Annotated in this window: 18 protein-coding genes; 13 read left to right on the top strand and 5 right to left on the bottom strand. The window is 63.8% G+C overall.

Features of this window, described 5'->3' with window-relative positions; genetic code table 11:
- The first annotated feature begins 46 nt into the window (after window positions 1–46).
- The 9 genes from FHR97_RS07315 (at window position 47) to FHR97_RS07275 (ending at window position 9658) form a co-directional block, all read left to right on the top strand.
- Window positions 47–1819 (top strand): chloride channel protein, encoded by a 1773-nt coding sequence (locus FHR97_RS07315; RefSeq protein ID WP_183383114.1) that lies wholly within the window; start codon window positions 47–49, stop codon window positions 1817–1819.
- A 9-nt stretch (window positions 1820–1828) separates the two neighbouring features.
- Window positions 1829–2260: a protoporphyrinogen oxidase HemJ gene (gene hemJ / locus FHR97_RS07310; RefSeq protein WP_183383113.1), complete on the top strand. Its 432-nt coding sequence runs from the start codon at window positions 1829–1831 to the stop codon at window positions 2258–2260.
- A complete protein-coding gene (gene thiD / locus FHR97_RS07305; protein WP_183383112.1) occupies window positions 2260–3090 on the top strand; it encodes a bifunctional hydroxymethylpyrimidine kinase/phosphomethylpyrimidine kinase in 831 nt (276 codons plus the stop codon). The genes hemJ and thiD overlap by 1 nt, the downstream gene beginning before the upstream one ends.
- Before the next feature lie 214 nt (window positions 3091–3304).
- Window positions 3305–4594, top strand: coding sequence for a glutamate-1-semialdehyde 2,1-aminomutase (gene hemL, locus FHR97_RS07300; RefSeq protein ID WP_183383111.1), 1290 nt, complete (start codon window positions 3305–3307; stop codon window positions 4592–4594).
- A 50-nt stretch (window positions 4595–4644) separates the two neighbouring features.
- The gene (locus FHR97_RS07295) at window positions 4645–5892 is read left to right on the top strand and encodes a P-loop nucleotide/nucleoside kinase family protein (protein ID WP_183383110.1); all 1248 of its coding nucleotides are present in this window, start codon (window positions 4645–4647) and stop codon (window positions 5890–5892) included.
- 582 nt (window positions 5893–6474) lie between these two features.
- A complete protein-coding gene (locus tag FHR97_RS07290; RefSeq protein WP_183383109.1) occupies window positions 6475–7602 on the top strand; it encodes a hypothetical protein in 1128 nt (375 codons plus the stop codon).
- 108 nt (window positions 7603–7710) lie between these two features.
- Window positions 7711–8133 carry a hypothetical protein gene (locus FHR97_RS07285; protein ID WP_183383108.1) on the top strand — a complete coding sequence of 141 codons (423 nt, stop codon included), beginning with the start codon at window positions 7711–7713 and terminating at the stop codon, window positions 8131–8133.
- 74 nt (window positions 8134–8207) lie between these two features.
- Window positions 8208–8924, top strand: a complete 717-nt coding sequence (locus FHR97_RS07280) for a C39 family peptidase (RefSeq protein WP_183383107.1) — start codon at window positions 8208–8210, stop codon at window positions 8922–8924.
- A 20-nt stretch (window positions 8925–8944) separates the two neighbouring features.
- Window positions 8945–9658 (top strand): hypothetical protein, encoded by a 714-nt coding sequence (locus FHR97_RS07275; RefSeq protein WP_183383106.1) that lies wholly within the window; start codon window positions 8945–8947, stop codon window positions 9656–9658.
- Window positions 9659–9839: 181 nt separating this feature from the next.
- On the opposite strand, the gene FHR97_RS07270 is transcribed toward FHR97_RS07275, so the two are convergent.
- The 3 genes from FHR97_RS07270 to FHR97_RS07260 all read right to left on the bottom strand — a co-directional run bounded on the left by FHR97_RS07270 (window position 9840) and on the right by FHR97_RS07260 (window position 13384).
- Window positions 9840–10907 (bottom strand): transporter, encoded by a 1068-nt coding sequence (locus FHR97_RS07270; RefSeq protein ID WP_183383105.1) that lies wholly within the window; start codon window positions 10905–10907, stop codon window positions 9840–9842.
- 245 nt (window positions 10908–11152) lie between these two features.
- Window positions 11153–12592, bottom strand: coding sequence for a sigma-54 dependent transcriptional regulator (locus tag FHR97_RS07265; protein WP_183383104.1), 1440 nt, complete (start codon window positions 12590–12592; stop codon window positions 11153–11155).
- 114 nt (window positions 12593–12706) lie between these two features.
- On the bottom strand, window positions 12707–13384 hold the full coding sequence (locus tag FHR97_RS07260; protein WP_183383103.1) for a LuxR C-terminal-related transcriptional regulator: 678 nt from the start codon (window positions 13382–13384) through the stop codon (window positions 12707–12709).
- Between the two features lie 400 nt (window positions 13385–13784).
- Between FHR97_RS07260 and rdgB the strand changes: the two genes are divergently transcribed.
- The 4 genes from rdgB to FHR97_RS07240 all read left to right on the top strand — a co-directional run bounded on the left by rdgB (window position 13785) and on the right by FHR97_RS07240 (window position 17194).
- Window positions 13785–14390, top strand: coding sequence for an RdgB/HAM1 family non-canonical purine NTP pyrophosphatase (gene rdgB / locus FHR97_RS07255; RefSeq protein ID WP_183383102.1), 606 nt, complete (start codon window positions 13785–13787; stop codon window positions 14388–14390).
- Window positions 14387–15562 carry a radical SAM family heme chaperone HemW gene (gene hemW / locus FHR97_RS07250; protein WP_183383101.1) on the top strand — a complete coding sequence of 392 codons (1176 nt, stop codon included), beginning with the start codon at window positions 14387–14389 and terminating at the stop codon, window positions 15560–15562. Before rdgB ends, hemW begins: the two co-directional genes overlap by 4 nt.
- Before the next feature lie 40 nt (window positions 15563–15602).
- Complete coding sequence (locus tag FHR97_RS07245) at window positions 15603–16271, top strand: YiaD family glycine zipper/OmpA-like lipoprotein (RefSeq protein ID WP_183383100.1); 669 nt, start codon at window positions 15603–15605, stop codon at window positions 16269–16271.
- A gap of 80 nt (window positions 16272–16351) precedes the next feature.
- Window positions 16352–17194: a 23S rRNA (adenine(2030)-N(6))-methyltransferase RlmJ gene (locus FHR97_RS07240; RefSeq protein ID WP_183383099.1), complete on the top strand. Its 843-nt coding sequence runs from the start codon at window positions 16352–16354 to the stop codon at window positions 17192–17194.
- Between the two features lie 112 nt (window positions 17195–17306).
- Here FHR97_RS07240 and mnmE read toward each other — a convergent pair whose 3' ends face one another.
- Entirely contained in the window at window positions 17307–18677 is a 1371-nt protein-coding gene (gene mnmE / locus FHR97_RS07235; RefSeq protein WP_183383098.1) for a tRNA uridine-5-carboxymethylaminomethyl(34) synthesis GTPase MnmE, read from the bottom strand.
- 99 nt (window positions 18678–18776) lie between these two features.
- The gene (gene yidC / locus FHR97_RS07230) at window positions 18777–20462 is read right to left on the bottom strand and encodes a membrane protein insertase YidC (RefSeq protein ID WP_183383097.1); all 1686 of its coding nucleotides are present in this window, start codon (window positions 20460–20462) and stop codon (window positions 18777–18779) included.
- Between the last annotated feature and the right edge of the window lie 82 nt (window positions 20463–20544).

Here is a 20544-nt window from a genome sequence, read left to right as displayed (position 1 = left end):
CACCGCCGGGTGGGCCCTTGTTGCCTGGACGAACAGGAAGGTCAGCTTGCCGCGTCTGCCGTTACCCCTTTACAGCATGGACCGCTTTCGTCGCCGGCTGGCCAGTGTCGATGCCCTCCCCCAGCTGTGCGTGCTCGGGGTGGTGTCGGGGTTGATCACCGGCGGCCTGATGGTGGGCTTCCGCCTGCTGCTGGCCCTCGGGGCCATGACCTTCCTGCCCGACGGCAACCCCGAGGCCTTCGAGGGCCTGGCGCCAACCACCCGGGCGCTGCTGCCGCTGCTGGCGGTGGCGCTGATCGGCCTGTGGTTATGGCGCCAGCCGGTCGCCGGCCGCCAGATCGGCGTGGCCCATGTGATCTCCCGTCTGACCTACCACCAGGGGCGCTTCCCGCTGCGCAACTGGCTGACCCAGTGGTGGGTGGGGCTGATCTCGGTGCTGGGCGGGCTCTCCGCGGGGCGCGAGGGTCCGGCCATCCATCTCGGCGCGGCGGCATGCAGTGGGCTGGGCCAGCGCCTGCGGCTGCCCCACAACAGCCTGCGCGTGCTGGTCGCCTGCGGCACCGCCGCGGGCATCTCGGCGTCCTTCAACACGCCCATCGCCGGAGTCATCTTCGCCATGGAAGTGGTGATGATGGAGTACACCATCACCGGCTTCATGCCGGTGATCCTGGCTTCGACCATGGGGGCGGTGGTGGCCCAGGCGGTGTATGGCTTCGAGCGCCCCTTCCAGGAGACCGGCGTGGCACTGGGCTCGCTGTTCAATCTGCCCTGGATCGTGGTCAGCGCCCTGGTCATCGGCCTGCTGGCCGGTCTCTTCGTGCGGGTGGGCCGCTGCGGCGTGCGGCTCGATGGCCTGCCCATGGCGGCCCGCTTCGCCCTGGCCGGCAGCCTGGTCGGGGCGGTCGCCTGGTGGTATCCCCAGGTGCAGGGCATGGGGTACGACACCCTGGGCCTGACCCTGGCCGGTGAGCTGAGCCTGGACGTGCTGCTGGCGGTGGCCATCGGCAAGCTGCTGCTGACCGCCGGCGCCGTGGCCTGCGGTATCCCGGTCAGCATCATCGGCCCGATCCTGGTGGCGGGGGGCGCCGCCGGCGCCCTGTGCGGGCTGCTCGGTGCCCAGCTGATGCCGGCGCTGGCCGCCGGTCCCGAGGTCTATGCCATGCTCGGCATGGCGGCGATGATGGGCGCCGTGCTCCAGGCGCCGCTGGCCGCGCTGATGGCGCTGCTCGAGCTGACCCACAATCCCAACCTGATCCTGCCGGGCATGCTGGCCGTGGTGGTGTCCGGGCTGACCGCCCGTCAGTTGTGTGGCTGCGACGGCTTCTTCATCAGCGTTACCCGGCATGGCCTGCATCCGCTGCAGCAGCCCCTGATGCAGGCCCTCTCGCGGGTCTCGGTGCCGGCGGTGATGGAGCGTGACCTGGTGCGTACCCGCCGGCGTGTGACTCGGGAACAGGCCAGTGCCCTGCTGGAGGCCAAGCCGGTGTGGGTGGTCATCGAGGGCTCCCGCGACGACAAGCCCGTCCTGGCGCTCAAGGCCGCGGATCTGGCCCGCTGGATGCTGGAGCATGATGACGATGACAAGATCGGCAAGGACGGCAAGCTGGACCTGATGGAGATCCCCGGCCAGCGACTGGACATGGCGCCGATCCATCTGCAGGCCACGCTCTCGGAGGCCTTCACCCGGCTCAACGACAAGGCCGTGGATGCGCTCTACGTCGAGCACGGCCACCGGCCGAAGCAGAAGCGGATTTCCGGTATCATCACCCGGGACGCCATCGAGCGTTACTATCGCTACAGCGACACACCTCCAGCCTAAGGAAGCGACATGTATCCCTGGATCAAGGCCCTGCACCTGGTGGCCGTGGTGACCTGGTTTGCCGCCCTCTTCTACCTGCCGCGGCTCTATGTCTACCACGCCATGGCCCGGGACCGGGGGGAGCGGCAGGCCATCGACTACTTCACCGTCATGGAGCGCAAGCTCTATCGCGGCATCATGACGCCGTCGATGATCGCCGTGCTGGTCCTGGGCGGCGGCCTGCTCTATCTCAATCCGGCCTGGCTCGGGCAGGGCTGGATGCACGTCAAGCTCGCCCTGGTCGTGTTGCTGGTCGTCTACCACCATGCCTGCCTGGTCTATCTCAAGCGGTTCGCCGCCGGTCGTTGCACCCGCACCCAGGGTTTCTTCCGGGTGTTCAACGAATTGCCCGTGATCGCCCTGCTGGCGATCGTCATCCTCGCCGTCGTGAAGCCGTTCTGATGTCGCCGTCCGCCGAAACGCTCCCCCATCTGCCCACGGTGCTGGTCCTCGCCGGCCACGATCCCTCCGGCGGCGCCGGCCTGGTGGCCGATGCCGAGGCCGTGGCGGCCTGCGGCGGCTGGGCGCTGACCATCCCCACCGCCCTGACGGTACAGAACTGTCGCGATGTCACGGCCGTGCAGCCGGTGGCGGCGGACACCATTCGCGACATGGCGTCCGCCCTCGAGGACATCGATGTCGCCGCCATCAAGGTCGGCCTGCTGGCCGCCCCGGAGACCCTGGAGGCCGTGGTGGAAATCATCGTCCGTCGTCCCGGGGTGCCGGTGGTGGTCGACCCGGTCCTGCGGGCCGGCGGGGGCAAGGAGTTGTCCACAGAGGGGCTGGTGGCGGCCTTCCGCCGGCGCATGCTGCCCCTTGTGGATATCCTCACCCCCAATCGCCAGGAACTCGCTCGTCTGGCCGACGCCGATTGCCTGGACGAGACCCAGCGCGCGGTGAACCTGATGCATCTGGGCTGCCAGGGCGTGCTGGTCACCGGCACCGACGACCCCGATGTCCGTACCGCACCCGACCGGGTGGTGAACACCCTCCATGCGCCGGATGGTGACCGCCAGTGGAGCTGGCCGCGTCTGCCCGGCCAGTTCCATGGCTCCGGCTGTACCCTGGCGGCGGCCCTCGCCACCCGCCTGGCACTGGGAGAGTCACTGATCGCTGCCTGCCAGCAGGCTCAGGTCTTCACCTGGCAGGCACTGGCCCATGGCTGGCAGCCGGGACGGGACCAGCGACTGCCGCGTCGGCTGTGGCGCCTGCCGGTGACTCTGGAGGACTGAGGCGAGCCGGGCATGGGCTGGCCATCCGGGGCGTCTGCACCGAGAATAGGACCAGTGGGAGGGTTCCGGGACAAAGCGACGCATTTCGGCGGCATTCACCGTCAGATCACCGGTCGCCAAAAGCTTATCCAGAGAATTATCCACAGGCCGGGGCGCCACGCCTCGGGGCTTTCCGGCCGACGAGACATATTCGTTCAACAGCAAAGGGGTTGACATGATCACATCCGCACAGCTCTTCGAACGGGCCTGCCGACACATTCCCGGCGGTGTCAATTCGCCGGTGCGTGCCTTCAAGGGGCTGGAGCGCGCCCCGGTCTTCATGGAGCGTGCCCAGGGTGCCTATCTGTTCGACGTGGAAGGCAAGCGCTACGTCGATTACGTCGGGTCCTGGGGACCGATGATCACCGGGCATGCCGACCCAGAGGTCCTGGAGGCGGTGCGCGAGCGCCTCGACAATGGCCTGTCCTTCGGCACCCCCACGGCCATCGAGACCACCATGGCCGACCTGATCTGCGAGATGATCCCCAGCATCGAGATGGTGCGCATGGTCAATTCCGGCACCGAGGCCACCATGTCGGCGATCCGCCTGGCCCGCGGCTACACTGGGCGTGACAAGATCGTCAAGTTCGAGGGCAACTACCACGGCCACTCCGACTCCCTGCTGGTCAAGGCCGGCTCCGGCGCCCTGACCCATGGCGAGCCCAGTTCCCCCGGCGTGCCGGCGTCACTGGCCGAGCACACCGTGACCCTGTCCTACAACGATCCGGATGCCGTCGAGGCCTGCTTCGAGGAGATCGGCGACGAGGTGGCCTGCATCATCGTCGAGCCGGTGGCCGGCAACATGAACTGCATCCCGCCACAGCCCGGCTTCCTCGAGACCCTGCGTCGGGTCTGCGACCAGCACGGCAGCGTACTGATCTTCGACGAGGTGATGACCGGCTTCCGGGTGGCCATGGGCGGGGCCCAGGCGCATTACAACGTCGAGCCGGACCTGACCTGCCTGGGCAAGATCGTCGGCGGTGGCATGCCGGTCGGGGCCTTCGGCGGTCGTCAGGCGATCATGGAGAACATCTCGCCGCTGGGGCCGGTCTACCAGGCCGGGACCCTGGCGGGCAATCCGTTGGCCATGGCGGCCGGCATCGCCCTGCTCACCAAGCTGCGCGAGCCCGGCTTCCACGATGCCCTGGCCCAGCGCGTGGAGACGCTCTGCCATGGCCTCAAGACGCGTGCCGACGAGGCCGGCATCGACATGATCACCCAGCAGGCGGGCGGCATGTTCGGCCTGTTCTTCACCGGCCAGAGCCGGGTGGACAACTTCGCCCAGGCCACCGCCTGCGATGGTGATGCCTTCCGCCGCTTCTTCGCCGCCATGCTGGATCACGGCGTGTACCTGGCGCCCTCGGCCTTCGAGGCCGGCTTCATGTCCAGTGCCCATGCGCCCGAGGATATCCAACTGACCCTGGACGCGGCCGAGGCGACCTTCGCGTCGATGCGCCAGGCGTGACCCGCGCCGGTGGCCCAGTGAGGCGCCGGTGGCCAAGTGAGGAGAGTGCGATGAATCAGCGACATCCCCGAGACGCCATGACTGCCGGGGAGGATCTCTCCCTCGAGGCCGTGGTCGAGCGGCTGAGCGGCTGGCACCGCGAGCATCGCGGCCAGGGTCGGGACGCCTCGGCCACCCCGGCGGCAGTCAGTGAGCGCATGGACGCCGAGATCAAGGCCCTGGAGTCGCTGATGGCCGGTGACGAGGACCGCCGGCGCCTGGCCGGGCTGGCTAGCTGGCTGCAGGAGAGTCTCGAGCGACTGACCCCGGTGCTGCAGTCCCGGGGAGAATACCGGCTGCCGCACAGCTGGGCCTGTGACCATCCCCACAGTCGCCTGGTGGAGGAAGAGCGCGTATTGATGGCCAATGCCATCGACCGAGATCTCGAGGGCGTCGGTGCGCAGATCGCGCTGGATCCGGGGGGCGACCTGGCCTCGCTGCTGGTCGGACTCGAGATCCGTGGCGAGTCGCGCCTGGCCAACTGGGCGCTCGATCATTACCTGCGGGTGTCCGGCGACTATGGCATGCCTCGCCTGCTGTCGATGTTCCGGGTGATCGAGACCCTGGCCGGTGCGAGGCGGGCCCTGAGGCGCCGGCAGGATGCCGTTGGCGACGATGAGCAGCCGGCCCTGCTGGCGGAGACCATGGGAGCCTGTCGTTGCTATCTGACGCTGGCCGAGCAGCATGCCGAGTTCCGCTTCCCCCCGCTGGTGATCGGGGTGGGGGTGACCGGTAGCGGCAAGAGTCGCTTCACCCGTGCCCTGGTCGGTCAGTTGGGAGCGGTTCGGGTCTGCTCGGACGCGGAGCGCCGGCGCCTGCATGGAGACTATCCACAGGCGACTCCCGACGAACCGCCTGTGGATATCTTCTCGGAGGCAGCCACCGAGCGCACCTACCGGCGACTGGCCGACTGTGCCGGCAGGCTCCTGGATGCCGGCTTTCCGGTCTGCATCGATGCCACCTGCCTCAAGCGGGAACAACGCAACCGGTTGCGCCACCAGGCGGAGAGCCGCGGCCTGCCCGTCCTGCTGATCAGTTTCGAGGCAGACGATGCCACCCTGGAGCGACGCATCCGCAAGCGGGCCAGCCGACGAGGCGGCGACGTCCGGGACGGTCTGGCCATTCTCCACCGCCAGCGAAGCGGCTTCGAGGATTTCACCGATGATGAACGCCTGCACCTGATTCACCTGGACACCACGGCCGACAATGCTGGCGAGACGCTCGCCGGCCTGATCCAGGAACATGCCCACTGGACCTGACCCCCAGGCCCGGCCCCCTGGCCACCGGTAAGGGAGCATGACCATCGCCGGTCTCTCCCCCTGTTGCCCCCTTCCTCTCAGGCTGAGGGGCCGGATATTACATAGAGTGATAATCCGTAGCGATTGCGTAAACCGTAAATCACCTTACAACACATTGATTTAGCGATTAAAAATGGAAGTGTGTTGGGAGTGTCACTCTTGCAACGGTTTTGTTTCTCCTTGTATCGATAAGTTAATCGATTGATTTTTATTTATTTATCCGGAAAACCCGCGGCATGGTGCTGGCAGCCTGTTTCATGGGCTTAACAGTTCCTGCATGAATCCCTCCCCAAAACCGCATCCCCCGCCGTGCCCCACGGCCATGAACGCGACTTCTCTCCAAGATTATCAGCAGGTTACGCTTTCCTGGCATGCAATATGCCCTAGGTAGCTTGCCTGCGAGCGGGATCTTCGAGGGCTCAAGGTCGACCATCGACGTTGACCAAGTGCAGGCAACCAGAACCGATGCCGTTATCGACCTTCGAATCGGCCCGGTTCGCAGTGGACGAGAATGGTCCAGCCGAATCGAACGGGAGAGTGATCATGAAAGCATATGCAATCGCGGGGACTTCCCTGCTGACCCTGGTCATGGCGATTTCCACCGCCCAGGCCAACCCCAGCGTCGGCGTCGCCGATGACGCCGATCAGAATGTCGACTCCAATGCTGTTGCCGTGGGTGGCAGCAGCGGCAGTGCCGATGGCGGGTCCGGCCTCGGGCTGGGCCTGGGCGTCGGTGGCAGCGGTGGCAACGGTGGCAACACCACCAACGACAACTCCAGCGACTATAACGACTCGAACGATGGTGGTGCCGGTGGTGCCGGCGGTGCCGGCGTCGGCGCTGGCTTGGGGAGCGGCGGCAGCGGCGGCATGACCGGCCGCGGCGGCGATGCCTGGGCCATGAGCGAGTCCTATAACACCTCCGTCAGCGTCATCTCGCTGCAGAAGATGCGCTCGAATGTCAGTGGTTCGTCCATCAATGTTTATGGCGGTAATGGTGCCCGTGGTGCCTCCGGTGCGCCCGGCGGAGATGCCACTGCTACCAGCATCGGCATCGGTGTCGGGGCCCATGGCGGTAACGGTAACGGCAGCCACGGTGGTGATGCCGTCGCAGTGGGTGCCGGCGCCGGCCAGGGCGGAGACGGGACAGGCCTGGGGCTCGGTCTGGGTCTTGGCCTGGGTGTCGGCGGCAGCGCCGACAGCAACGACGGTGGCAACGGTGGCTCTGGCTACGGCTCTGCCAACAACAACGGTGACGACGGCAGCGCCGATAGCAACGATGGCGGCTATGGCGGCAGCGGCTCCGGCGTGGCCGGCAGCGGTGCCGGAGCCGGAGCCGGTAGCGGCACCGGCACTGGCACCGGCGGCGACGGCAGCGGTGCCGGCTGGGCCGGCGCGGTGGCCGGTGACGGCGGCGATGGCTATGGCGGCGGCGGCGGCGGCGGCCAGGGTATTGGCGGCACTGCCCATGCTGTGGCCGGCAACGGTGGCAACGGCGGCAACGGTGGCAACGGCGGTGCGGCCATCCTGTCAACCGGTGCGGCCAGCGTCTCGGTTGCCGCAGGTGGGGTCTACGGGGGTGTCTCCAACATCAACAACTCCACCGGCTTCTACAACTCGCAGCTGTCCGGCACCAGCATCGCTGCCCACAGCAACGTGAGCATCGGCAACTGAGGGAAGGCCCAGGGACGGGCCCGAGTTGTCCCGTCACGGTCGGGAACTGGCGGAGCGAGCTCCGCCGGTTCCTTCCACTGCTTGGGCAAGCTGGAAGGAGGCTAAGAGATGAAGGCAATCATGAGCATCCCGCTGAGGCAGCGATTCATGGTGTCCCTGGTCGGGTTGTCAATGGGACTGGCGGGGATCGGCTATGCCGGTGCCGACGAGGCCGGAAGGGGCATACCGGCGAGCGGGGGCTTCGAGGCCCTGCAGAGCATGGATCTCGAGGCGATGGGGCAGACTCGTGGCCGGGATGGCGTCAATGTGCATCTCGAACGGGTCAATGTCCAGAGCGTCCAGGATATGGACGCCATCACCGTCGGCTCCGGGTTCAATGTCACCAACGGCAACATGATGACCGGCGATATCACCTTTGAACAGGGGGCCATGGGCCACTACAGCGGCACCGGGATCTTCAACAACATCACGGGCAACGCCAACGCCGTCAATAACGCCATCGGCATCAGCGTCTATATCCAGAACCCGTGATCCCCGTGTCGGGGGAGACACTAGCGATCAACAGGCATGAGTCTCTGATGAGGAGTGCTGGAGGTACACAATCCATGATGAAGGATTCACAAGCTCCCCCCCTTCTGCTGGTGGTACTGCTGGCCATGTTGGGGGGCGGTGGGGTCGGTTCCACGGAAGCCGGCCAAGTCAATATATCGAGTCCCTTCGGCTCCTTCCACGTCGAGGCCAAGAGCCTGTCGGAGATCAGTTGGGAGAGAGTGGTTCGGCAGGAATACGACTTCAGCTGTGGCTCGGCGGCAGTGGCGACCCTGCTGACCTATCACTATGATCGTCCAACCACGGAAGGCGAGGTCTTCGAGGCGATGATTCGTGAGGGAGACCGGGATCAGATCCAGACCTACGGGTTTTCCATGCTGGACATGAAGCGCTATCTGGATGCCCAGGGACTCGACTCCGATGGCTTCGAGATTTCCCTGAATGACTTCATGCGCATCGGCGTGCCCGCCATCACCCTGGTCAATACCGGCGGTTACAAGCACTTCGTGGTCGTCAAGGGCGTGGATGACCGGAATGTCCTTGTCGGCGACCCGGCGGCGGGAACCGTCGTGGTCCCGAAGGAGATGTTCGAGACGCTGTGGACCGGTACGGTTCTCGGTGCTCGGGCCGATCTGGACGTGGCTCAGAACCATTTCAACAGCGAGCGTGACTGGCGTGTCCGACCTGTCTCGCCTATCGAGGAAGGGGTTCAGCGCTATAACCTCGGCGCCAACCTGCTCTCGCTACCGGGCAGTATCGAATTGGGTAGGTAATCACCAAGGAGTTACCGACCATGAACGCACAAGCAGTACGACGGCGAGCAGGCTCCCTGGGGGTTCTGTCTGCCGTGCTGTTGGTCGGGGCCGCATCCCTGGCCCCGACGGGGGTATCGCCTGCTTTGGCGGCAACCACCTTCGTCCATGCAGTGCAAGGTGTTCAATCAGACGAACCCGCTATCTACCGGCGTGGCGTGGTTATCCCCGAGGACAGACTGGCCACCCTGCGAGGTGGCTTCAACCTGGGGGGGATGGAACTGGATTTCGGGGCGAAGCTGACCACCCTGATCAATAACACCATTCGTTACGAGACCGAGGTGGCCTTTCGCAACGCCGGTATGGAGGTCCTATCCCAGACCCTGAGCAACGCGGGCAGTAGTGCCGTCACCCAGGTGGGCCCTGGTTCATCCCCAGGAACGACGACCTCTACGTCGACTCGCTCGCCGAGCGACAACTTGGCCGGAAGCAGCATTGGAGGTGGCAGACTCGATCTCTCCGGGCTCACCGACTTCTCCGGTATCGTGATCGATGGTCCGGGAGGTATCGGCAGTACCGCGGTACTGCACAGCATCACGCGCCAGGCCATCGTCAGCACTCTGGCGACCACGGCCTCTGGGCAGAACATCCAGAACAAGGTCGATATCGGGGTATATGTCAACAATATCGGCGAACTGAAAGCGGCACAGCAGAAGGCCAGAATCCTCAATTCCCTGCAGGGTATCGTTCGCTGAGGGAGTGGCTGGATGGCCCCACTGCCACCGGCCAGTAGCAGGTCTTATTGGCAGGAGGGCTGACTAGCAGGAGGTCTGATTGGCAGGATAGGATGCTTCGAATGGGGTTGGCAGGGGCCGAGCCAGCCCCTACCTCCCTACATATGACTACAAGAGCCATGAAACTGTTGCCTGTCTGGATTCAGAAGACGTTCATGCCGAAGGGGGCCCGCAACGTCAGGACGGTATCGGGTGCATCATCGGTAACGCCGAGTTCCAGGCCCACGTTGAGTGCCGCATCCTGGTTGAACTGATAGGACCAGCCCAGCAGCATCGACCCCACGTTCAGACTGCCGGATTCTCCCGTCACTGAATTGCCCGTTTCGCCGGAAAAGGTCGTCTCGGTCTCGTCGATGAAATCGTTCTTGTAGCCTAGGGTGAAAGAGGTCCTGGGATTGATGGAGTAGGCCATGCCGAAGCTCAGTCGAACGGCGTCGCCCGGATCGACCTCCTCGACCTCGGCCTCACCGACTTGCTCGTTGACATCGTCCTCGAGGTGGAACTGGTAGCCCAGGTTGGCGAAGTAGACCGCCGGCGCCGAAGGGTAGAGCACCGTCAGGCTGGGTTCGATGGAATGAAAGCCGGAGCCCGTGGCGAGCTCTTCCTCGATGCCATTGGCGTCACGGTCGACATCAAAGGGACCCTGGCCAGTAGTCGACTTGTAACGCAGGTTACCGACAAAGAAAGGGACTCCATCTTCGCCACTGTTGATCTGGTAATGGGCGGCCAGCTCGATATCGCCGAGATGGTTGCCGGTCCGATTTCGCTCGAGCCTGAATGGAGGTTCCTCAAGCTCATTGGCTTCCGTATCGTCCCGGTAAAGATAAGGGACGCGTAGCTCAAGTTCCAGACGGTCGGTGACCCCCAGGCGGCCGGTGACGGCAGCGGTAAAGGTATCCCGATCGATATCATCGGCGGTCAATAGACCGATTTGCAGGGTCTCGAGGATTTCCACCCCTCGGAACGTCAGGCGGTTGACGCTGGCATGGGAGTACTGGAATTCAGGTTCGAGCACGAGACGGCCCTTGGGCGTCAAGACACCGCCGATATCCGGGATCGCCTGGACTTCGGGTGCCTCCCGTGTGGGCGGTGGACGCTGCCCGACTGGCTGAATGGTGCCCTCTCCCGACGATTGGGCGGTGGCATGGCCCGAGATTGTCAGGGGGATCAGGCTACAGGCGAGGGTAAGCTTCTTGAGATCGAACATCATTATCGCGTTCCCTATTCCCTTGGTTAAAGATAAAAAATTGAAAGTTATTCACGACTCCTTGTCATTTTCGGGTTCACGCACACCGTGATTTTCTAGGGTAGTCCCTCGACGGCACAGGATCGAGCCGGAGATGTCAACTTTTCGGGTCGAGGGGCATTGCCCCCTCATCTGCTACTGCGAGGCCATATGGCTGCCAGGAAGAAACGTCGAGATATTGCTGGTGCGGGAAGGCTGCATTCAACATGCTATGATGGCCCTTTCTTGAGCGAAGAGAGGTGAAGCACATTGGGAGCCTCCCTCGGTGTCCCACCCTCAACTTTTCCTTTTGGTCCTTGAGCCTCGCTTGCCCGGTTGACCTTGTGTTTCTCCATCAAACGATAGAGGGTCACTCGAGATATGCCAAGTTCTCGGGCGGCATGCTGTATGTTGAAGCTGTTCCGAGTCAGCGACGCCAGCACGACGCCCCGTTCGGCGATGTCGCGGGCTTCCTCGAGACTCTCGGCATGCCGTGAAGCACAGTGACGCCTCTCCAGCCCAAGGTCGGTAGGGCGGATCAGGTGATGATCGCACATGATCATGGCACGTCGTACACGATTGATAAGCTCGCGAATGTTTCCTGGCCATTCATACAGGCGCATCAGCGCCAGGCTTTCCTTGTTGAAGCCTGTCACTTGCAAGGACTTTTCATTGGCAAACTGGTGGAAGAAGTGGTGGGCGAGGACCTCGATATCCTCGCCACGCATCCTCAGCGGTGGAATCCTGACCTGCAGGACATTGAGCCTGTGGTAAAGGTCTTCTCGGAAGCTGCCCTTCTCGACGGCTTTCTCCAGGTCCACATGGGTGGCCGCGAGGACGCGAACGTCAACCTCGATTTCCTTCAGGCCACCGACCCGCTGTATCGTATGATTTTCGAGGAACCGCAGCAGGTTTACCTGTAGTTCCAGAGGGAGATCGCCGATCTCGTCGAGGAACAGAGTTCCGCCCTCGGTGTTCTCTATGATGCCGATCTTGCGCTGACTCGCCCCGGTAAAAGCGCCCTTTTCATGGCCGAACAGTTCCGACTGGATAAGGTTAGTAGGCAAGGCTCCACAGTTAACGGCATTGAAGGGATGCCCTGCTCGGGACGATTCGTCATGGATGGCGCGGGCAGTCAGCTCCTTGCCGGTGCCTGATTCTCCCTGGATGAACACCGGAGCATCGACAACAGCCACCTTGTGTATGGTCTTGAAGAGCTCCTTCATGATGGGACTGTTACCCACCATCTGGCACTCGCTTTTCCCTACTTCACTTTGGCAAGATGATGAACTTGCAAGATCAGCAATGTCTCGAAGACTTTCCAAAGTAAAATGGAGTCTATTGATGTCGATTGGTGTCACATGAAATGCGCAGAAAAGCCGCCCGACAGATTGACGTATGTCATTGTTTTTAATTAATTTTATATCAATAATGGCGATCCAGCGTGTCTTGCCTTCATTGATGAAATTTTCGATTTCACTGGATAAATAAGGGGCCTGTGACTCAAAAACAAACAGCCCAACCAGAGGAAGGTCATCCTTGGGGATTTTGGTAGCTGCTCTGATGCATTCTATCTGATGTGGCGACCATCCCAAGCTTGAAAGTTGGCTGATCGTTTTTTCCTTAATCGCCCCTTTTCCTATGATCAAGATGTTGTCTAGTGTCTTCATTACTCATCCTTTGACTTTTCGTCAAGTAAAGGAAAACACGGTTCCGAGCGCAATAGACATCAAAATAGCATCTCTTTTCATCGATGCTTCCATGATTTTTCTGATTGATAAGCATTACTTGCAGTTGGATCGTCGTTCGGTCAACGGAGGGGGGGTCCCCAGGTTCTGTCTTGCCCAGTTGACGGCTTGCAGCCGATTATGTACTTCTATCTTCTTGAAGATATTGTAGAGGTGAGACTTGACGGTATGCTCACTGACGAAGAGCCGATCGGCGATTTCCATATTGGATGCGCCGGACCCGAGCAGGCCGATGATTTCCAGTTCCCGCTGAGTCAGGCCGCAGGCCGGTCGGTAGGCATTGATCTGGTGGCGACGATAGAATTCGAGCATGCGTGCCATCAGCTGCCGTGACATCCATAACTGACCATCCAGCAGAGTGGACAGACCCTTGCAAATCAGGGGAAGCGGGTCATTGCGATAGAAGATGCCCTGGAGGTGCATGCCGGACAGGGTCTCGACAGCATGATCCTCATCCCGCAGGTTGAAGGCAGCCAGGGAAATATTGGGGTGCTCGGCTCGATGGGTCTGCCAGGCCTGCATGGAGGCTTCGTCCATGTGGTCCGCGTCCAGGAGCACCAGGACATCCCCATTGTTTTCCCTGGGCTTCCAGGCCGTGCCTGGTGCCACGACCCCCACAGGGCACTCGAGCTGCTGGTGCAAGTAGTCGGTGAAGAGCTGTGACTGGGGGTTGGACTCGGTCACCAGCAGTATTTGGCGTTTATCCTGGACCATGGTGTAACCTCAGCATCTGTGACGATAACCATCACCTCGACCGATGAATTCCTTGGGCAATGTCGTCTGCCAGTTATGAGTGTCGGATGCAATGTAAAAACATGTAACTAACTTTTCGTTATATGATGTCGCCCGCTTAGTTCTCTTCGATGTTAACTATACTTTTTACTCCATGAAATCAGAAGTTTAAATCAGTTTTTCGCCCCTTTCCACCAGAGATATACTTCCAGAAGCATTAGATAAACCATACCCTTGTGGATAACTTGTCCTACAGTATTTAATCCTTATCCATAGTGAAATTGAACGATTCCGATTCGTACTTGTTCTTTTACGTTCTCCCTCCTCCCTGGTTGCCGGCTCGCGTAGACTTGGCCCGCAACAATCCAACCAAGGTGCTGCCATGATGACGAGACTGGTGCTGGCGAGCGGTAATCCCGGCAAGCTACGCGAATTCGACCAACTGCTTGCCCCCCTTGGCGTCGATGTTCGGCCCCAGTCGGATTTCGCCGTGACCGAGGTCGAGGAGACTGGGCTGACCTTCGTCGAGAATGCCCTGCTCAAGGCCCGTGAGGCCGCCCGTATCAGTGGACTGCCGGCCCTGGCCGATGACTCGGGGCTGGCCGTGGATGCCCTGCAGGGCCGACCCGGTATCCATTCAGCGCGTTTTGCCGGTGAGCCGCGAGATGATGGGCGCAACACTCGCCGCTTGCTGGATGCCCTGAGCGAGGTGCCCGACGCCAAGCGCACCGCTCGCTACTGGTGCGTGCTGGTGTTGCTCCGTCATGCCGAGGATCCCGTGCCACTGATCGTCCAACGCAGCTGGGAGGGGGAGATCCTCACCGCCCCAAGGGGGGAAGGGGGCTTCGGCTATGACCCCGTGTTCTGGATCCGCGAGCTGGACATGACCGCGGCCCAATTGTCCGCCGAGGAAAAGAATCGCCGCAGCCATCGCGGGCGTGCTCTTCGCGCCCTCTGCGAGTCGCTGTCCGCCGGGTCGCTGGCATGAGCACCACGGCCTTGCCACCGCTCGCCCTCTATGTGCATGTGCCCTGGTGCGTGCGCAAGTGCCCCTATTGTGACTTCAACTCTCATGGCGTGGGGCGCGCCACCGAGCTGCCGGAGCGGCCGTATCTGGCGGCGTTGATTGCCGATCTGGACGCGGATCTGCCGCTGGTGACCGGGCGGGAGCTGGTGAGTGTCTTTATCGGGGGAGGCACGCCGAGCCTGATGTCACCGGCCTTCTACCGCGACCTGCTCGACGCCGTCGCCGAGCGGTTGCCGCTGGCCGCCGACATCGAGATCACCCTGGAGGCCAATCCCGGCACCCTCGAGCGTGGCCGTTTCGACGGCTATCGGCAGGCCGGCATCAACCGCCTGTCGCTGGGCGTGCAGAGTTTCCAGGACGCCCAGTTGACCGCCCTGGGGCGTATCCACTCCGGCCACGATGCCATGGTGGCATTCGAGGAGGCCCGTGAGGCTGGCTTCGATAACCTCAATCTCGACCTGATGCATGGCCTGCCCGGCCAGACTCCCGCCCTGGCCCTGGATGATCTGGAGCGGGCGCTGGCGCTTGGCCCGGAGCACCTGTCCTGGTACCAACTGACGCTCGAGCCCAACACCGAGTTCCATTCCCATCCGCCCGTCCTGCCTCGGGAGGAGGTACTATGGGACATCCAGGATCTGGGCCACGAGCGGCTGCAGGCTGCCGGCTTCGCTCGCTACGAGATCTCCGCCTATGCACGTGCCGGATGCCGTGCCCGCCATAACCTGAACTACTGGCGCTTCGGTGATTACCTGGGCATCGGTGCCGGGGCGCATGGCAAGGTGAGTATGCCTGGAACGGGGGGGCATGCCATCGAACGGCGCTGGAAGACCCGTCAACCCGATGCCTACCTGCGTCGACGGCACGACCCTCGAGGCTTCGTGGCGGGCCGTGAGGCGATCGACCCCGAGGAGCTGCCGCTGGAGTTCGCCATGAACGCCCTGCGCCTGACCGAGGGGGTGCCGCTGTCCGACTGGCGGGACACGACGGGACGTCCCGCGCCGGTGCTGCTCGACCGCCTCGCCGCCGCCCGCAAAAAAGGACTTCTCGTGGAAGACGCCACCAGGCTACAAGCCTCCCCCCAAGGTCTATTATTCTTGAACGAGTTGCTGGCCTCGATCGACATGTCGGGCTAGTGCAGGATGCCAATCGTCACAACAAGGAGTCGACGACACCATGAGAAGCTTTCGCCTGATCGCGCCAGTTGCCGCCGCTGTCCTGCTGGTGGGCTGTACCACCACCGACCCCTATTCCGGTCAGACCCAGCGCAGCAAGACCGGTACCGGCGCCGCCATCGGCGCGGCGGTTGGCGCCGCCGCCGGTGCCCTCAGCGGGGATGGTAGCACCAGTCGTCGCGACCGTGCCCTGATCGGTGCCGCCGTGGGTGCCGCCGCGGGCGGCGGCATCGGTGCCTACATGGACAAGCAGGAAGAGCAGCTCCGGCAGGACATGCAGGGCACCGGCATCGGGGTGGAGCGCCGCGGCGACGACATCGTGCTCAACATGCCGAGCAGCGTGACCTTCGGCTTCGATTCCAGTGAGCTGACCACCACGGCTCGCAATGCCCTCAACGACGTCTCCTCGGTACTGACGCAGTACCCGGAGACGCGGGTCAATATCGCCGGCCACACCGACAGCACCGGGGAGGCCGCCTACAACCAGCAGCTCTCCGAGCGCCGTGCCCAGGCCGTGGGCAACTACCTGTCCCAGACCGGCGTCGCCTCCAATCGCCTCTACATGAGCGGCTACGGCGAGAACCAGCCGGTGGCCAGCAACGATACCGAATCGGGACGTGCCCAGAACCGTCGCGTGGAGATCACCCTGAGCCCCATCGCCCAGCGCTGAATCAGCCGTCAGGCGCCACTCGGGCCCGTCACCTTGCCGGTGGCGGGCCTTTTCCTTGCCGAATCACCGATGTGAGAGCCATGCTTTCCTATCAGCACGCCTATCATGCGGGTAACTTCGCCGACGTTCACAAGCACCTGGTGCTTTTTACGGTCGTCGAGCACCTTTTACGTAAAAAATCCGCCATTACGTATATTGATACCCATGCCGGTCGTGGCCTCTATTCCCTCGCGTCCGAGGAGGCCAGCAAGCTGCAGGAGCATCGGGACGGCATCGGGCGGCTGTGGCAGGCTCGCCAGCGCCTCGCCGGCATCCCCCTGCTGGGAGACTGGCTGGCGGCCCTGGCCACGGTCCAGCCGTCGGGAAGGCTCGAACGCTACCCGGGATCCCCCTGGTGGCTGAGCCAGGGACTACGCGCCCAGGACCGGCTGTGCCTGTTCGAGCTGCATCCCGGGGAGCATGGTCATCTGACCCACCAGGCGCTGCCCGCCAATGTGCGACGGATCCATGGCGATGGCCTGGCGGGCCTGCTGCAGGGGTTGCCTGCCCCGACGCCCCGGCTGTGCGTGCTGATCGATCCCAGCTATGAACGCAAGATGGAGTATGGCGAGGTCGCCGAGACCGTGCTGAAGGCCATGCGCAAGGCGCGCCATGCCGTGGTCCTGGTGTGGTATCCGCTATTGCCGGCGGGGCGACATCAGGCGCTGCTCGACGGGCTGCGTGAGGGAGGGCTGCGCAAGATCTGGCGCAGTGAACTGACGGTGGCGAGGCGGGGCAGCGGGCATGGCATGCACGGCAGCGGCATGCTGGTGGTCAATCCCCCCTGGGGACTGGAGGAGCGTCTGGAAGGCGCCATGACCTCCCTCATGCCGCTGCTGGGCGATGCCGGTCGCCATCAGGGGAGTTGGTGGGTCCCGGAGTAGGGCGGAGTGCCTACTTGCCGGTACAGAAGCTGCCGAAGATCTCGCCCAGCAGCCGTCGGATGAGCCGGCGCCCCCAGCGCGACTGCAGGGCAGCCAGGGCAGTGAAATGGCGTTACTTGCCGATGCAGAAGCTGCCGAAGATCTCGCCCAAGAGGTCATCTGCGCTGAATTCGCCGGTGATCTCGCCGAGGGCCTGCTGGGCGTCCCGCAGGTCCTCGGCGAGCAGCTCGCCGGCACCGTAGCCGGATAGCTGGGCCGCCCCGTTGTCCAGTGCCGCGTCGGCCCGGTCCAGGGCGTCCAGGTGACGTCGGCGCGCCGAGAAGCGGCCCTCGGTGGTGGCCGAGAACCCCATCACCGCCTTGAGATGCTCCTTGAGGTTATCCACACCCTCGCCGGTCTTCGCCGACAGTCGCAGCACCGGTGTGGTGGTGGACGAGTCGAGCCCCGGTATCTCGTGGCTGGTGTCGACCTTGTTGCGAACCAGCGTCAGCCGCGAGGGGTCGGCCAGGCGCTCGACGAACTCCGGCCAGATGGCCATGGGATCCACGGCATCCGTGGTGGCGGCATCCACCAGCAGCAGCACCCGGTCGGCCGTCTCGATCTCCGTCCAGGCCCGGGCCACGCCGATCTTCTCCACCGCGTCGGGGGTGTCACGCAGCCCGGCGGTATCGATCACGTGCAGGGGCATGCCATCCAGGTGGATGTGCTCGCGCAGCACGTCGCGGGTGGTGCCCTCGATATCGGTGACGATGGCGGTGTCCTGCTCGGTGAGGGCATTGAGCAGGCTCGACTTGCCGGCATTGGGGCGTCCGGCGATGACCACGTTCATGCCCTCGCGCATCAGGGCCCCCTGGCCGGCGGCCGCCCGTACGTCGGCGAGCTCCGTCTGGATCGTGGCGAGCCTGTCCCCGACCCGGCCGTCGGCGAGGAAGTCGATCTCTTCCTCGGGGAAGTCGATGGCGGCCTCCACGTACATGCGCAGCTCGATCAGTCGCTGCACCAGCCCCTCCACCCGGCGCGAGAACTCCCCCTGGAGGGAGCGCAGGGCGTTCTCGGCGGCGCCGCGGGAACTGGCCTCGATGAGGTCGGCGATGGCCTCGGCCTGGGCCAGGTCGAGCTTGTCGTTGAGGAAGGCCCGCTCGGAGAACTCGCCGGGGCGGGCCAGTCGGGCCCCCAGCTGTACGCAGCGTTCCAGCAGCAGGTCCATGATCACCGGGCCGCCGTGGCCCTGCAGCTCGAGGACGTCCTCACCGGTGAAGGAGTGGGGGCCCGCGAAGTACAGGGCGATCCCCTCGTCGATCATGGCCTTCTCGCCCCGGAAGGGGCCATACAGGGCCCGTCGGGGCTCGGGGTAATGGCCCAGCAGGCTGCCGGCGATCGCCCGGCAGGTGGGTCCCGAGACGCGAATGATGCCCACGCCGCCGCGGCCCGGCGGGGTGGCCAGGGCGGCGATGGTGTCCTGGGGGTAGAGGCTCTCGGCCATCGGTGACTCCTCGGGTGAGACGTCGCTATTGTCCGTGTCGGGGGGGCCAAACGCCAGACCCCCGCCGGAGCGGGGGTCTGGTGCGGTAGCGGGGCCTCGCTACTTGGTCTTCATGCCCTTGCCGATGTTGGGGTCGGCCTCGATCTTGCGGGTGATCACGTACTGCTGGGCAATCGAGGTGATGTTGTTCACCACCCAGTAGATCACCAGGCCGGCCGGGAACCACAGGAAGAAGAAGGTGAAGACGACCGGCAGCATCTTCATGATCTTGGCCTGGGTCGGGTCCGGCGGTGTCGGGTTCAGCAGCTGCTGCACGAACATCGAGGCGCCCATCAGGATCGGCAGGATGAAGTAGGGATCCTTCACCGAGAGATCCTGGATCCAGAACATGAAGGGCGCATGGCGCAGCTCCACGGACTCGAGTAGCATCCAGTACAGGGCGATGAATACCGGCATCTGCACCAGGATCGGAAGGCAGCCCCCCAGCGGATTGATCTTCTCCTTCTGGTAGAACTTCATCATCTCCTGGGACATCTTCTGGCGATCATCACCGTACTGTTCCTTGAGCCGCTGCATCTCCGGACCCAGCTTTCGCATGCGGGCCATGGACTTGTAGGCCTTGGCCGAGAGCGGCCACAGGGCGGCCTTGACCAGCAGGGTCAGGATGACGATGGACCATCCCCAGTTGCCGATCAGGTCGTGGATGTGATCGAGCAGCCAGAACAGCGGGTTGGCGATGAACCACAGCCAGCCGAAGTCCACGGTCAGTTCCAGGTGGGGCGCGACCTCTTCCAGGCGATCCTGCACCTTGGGGCCCATGTAGAGGGTCGAGCCCAGGGCGGCCTCGCCGGCGGCCGCCACGGTGCGGGTGGGACCGGCGAAGGCGGCCACGTTGCGCCCCTGGGAGTCGGTGGTGGCGTAGTAGAGGTTCTGCTGGTCCTGGGGTGGGGCCCAGGCCGAGGTGAAGTAGTGCTGGATCACGGCGACCCAGCCGCCCTCGACGTCCCGATTGGCGAAGTTGCCTTCCTGGATGTCCTCGAAGTCGATCTTCTCGTAGCGGGTCTCCGGCGAGGAATAGGCGGCGCCGAGGAAGGAGCGCATGCCCATCTTGGGGCCGCTGGAGGGGTCGCTGCTGTTGTCGCGGGCCAACTGGCCGATGAAGCGCGCGGTGACCGGCGTCTCGCCGTTGTTGGTCACGAAGTAGTCGACGTCGACGGCATAGCTGTCCCGCGCGAAGGTAAAGCGCTTGAGCACGTCGACACCGTTGAGCGTGGCGCTCAGGTCGACTTCCAGCTGCCCCTCGTCCTCGCCCAGGCGGTACTCGGTCTTCTCCGGATTGAAGGTGATACGGCCCTGATGGCCTTCCAGCTGGAGGCCCGAGCGTGCCACGTAACTCATCGAGGCATTGTCCGCCATCAGCACGAAGGGTTGTTCGGACTCCTGGGCGAACTTGTGCTGGGGCAGGGCCGCGTAGACGATGTCGCCGCCCTCCGGGTCGATGCGCACATCGAGCACGTCGGTGGTGACGGCCACCAGGTCGCGGCTGTTGCCGGCACCGGCTTCGCCCGGCATGGAGCCGGCCATGTCCGACGCCTCGGCGTCGCTGGGGACCGAGAGGTCATCGCTGCCGGTGGTCGTCGGTGACGGGGCGTCGCCGGCGTCACTGGAGATGGCCGGGGCCTGCGGTGCCGTGGCCACCTGGCCGTAATCCTGATTCCACTGCACGACGATCAGGTAGGCGAGGACCGCCAGGGGAATCAGCAATAAGAGTCGTTTTACGTCCATGAGGGTTCTGCCCGATGGGTGGTGAACATTCCGATGGCGCAACGCAGGTCGCCCACCCGACAAACGCGAAAGCCTGCCGAGG

Source organism: Halomonas stenophila, from assembly GCF_014192275.1.
Taxonomy (GTDB): Bacteria; Pseudomonadota; Gammaproteobacteria; order Pseudomonadales; family Halomonadaceae; genus Halomonas; species Halomonas stenophila.
The sequence above is the reverse complement of the archived record's forward strand: the minus strand, read 5'-3'. Positions and strand labels throughout refer to the sequence as shown.

Excerpts from the sequence above, each read along its gene's own strand:
- hemJ (WP_183383113.1), top strand. The coding sequence starts at position 1,829 with ATGTATCCCTGGATCAAGGCCCTGCACCTGGTGGCCGTGGTGACCTGG.
- thiD (WP_183383112.1), top strand. The coding sequence starts at position 2,260 with ATGTCGCCGTCCGCCGAAACGCTCCCCCATCTGCCCACGGTGCTGGTC.
- hemL (WP_183383111.1), top strand. The coding sequence starts at position 3,305 with ATGATCACATCCGCACAGCTCTTCGAACGGGCCTGCCGACACATTCCC.
- FHR97_RS07295 (WP_183383110.1), top strand. The coding sequence starts at position 4,645 with ATGAATCAGCGACATCCCCGAGACGCCATGACTGCCGGGGAGGATCTC.
- FHR97_RS07290 (WP_183383109.1), top strand. The coding sequence starts at position 6,475 with ATGAAAGCATATGCAATCGCGGGGACTTCCCTGCTGACCCTGGTCATG.
- FHR97_RS07285 (WP_183383108.1), top strand. The coding sequence starts at position 7,711 with ATGAAGGCAATCATGAGCATCCCGCTGAGGCAGCGATTCATGGTGTCC.
- FHR97_RS07280 (WP_183383107.1), top strand. The coding sequence starts at position 8,208 with ATGATGAAGGATTCACAAGCTCCCCCCCTTCTGCTGGTGGTACTGCTG.
- FHR97_RS07275 (WP_183383106.1), top strand. The coding sequence starts at position 8,945 with ATGAACGCACAAGCAGTACGACGGCGAGCAGGCTCCCTGGGGGTTCTG.
- FHR97_RS07270 (WP_183383105.1), bottom strand. The coding sequence starts at position 10,907 with ATGATGTTCGATCTCAAGAAGCTTACCCTCGCCTGTAGCCTGATCCCC.
- FHR97_RS07265 (WP_183383104.1), bottom strand. The coding sequence starts at position 12,592 with ATGAAGACACTAGACAACATCTTGATCATAGGAAAAGGGGCGATTAAG.
- FHR97_RS07260 (WP_183383103.1), bottom strand. The coding sequence starts at position 13,384 with ATGGTCCAGGATAAACGCCAAATACTGCTGGTGACCGAGTCCAACCCC.
- rdgB (WP_183383102.1), top strand. The coding sequence starts at position 13,785 with ATGATGACGAGACTGGTGCTGGCGAGCGGTAATCCCGGCAAGCTACGC.
- hemW (WP_183383101.1), top strand. The coding sequence starts at position 14,387 with ATGAGCACCACGGCCTTGCCACCGCTCGCCCTCTATGTGCATGTGCCC.
- FHR97_RS07245 (WP_183383100.1), top strand. The coding sequence starts at position 15,603 with ATGAGAAGCTTTCGCCTGATCGCGCCAGTTGCCGCCGCTGTCCTGCTG.
- FHR97_RS07240 (WP_183383099.1), top strand. The coding sequence starts at position 16,352 with ATGCTTTCCTATCAGCACGCCTATCATGCGGGTAACTTCGCCGACGTT.
- mnmE (WP_183383098.1), bottom strand. The coding sequence starts at position 18,677 with ATGGCCGAGAGCCTCTACCCCCAGGACACCATCGCCGCCCTGGCCACC.
- yidC (WP_183383097.1), bottom strand. The coding sequence starts at position 20,462 with ATGGACGTAAAACGACTCTTATTGCTGATTCCCCTGGCGGTCCTCGCC.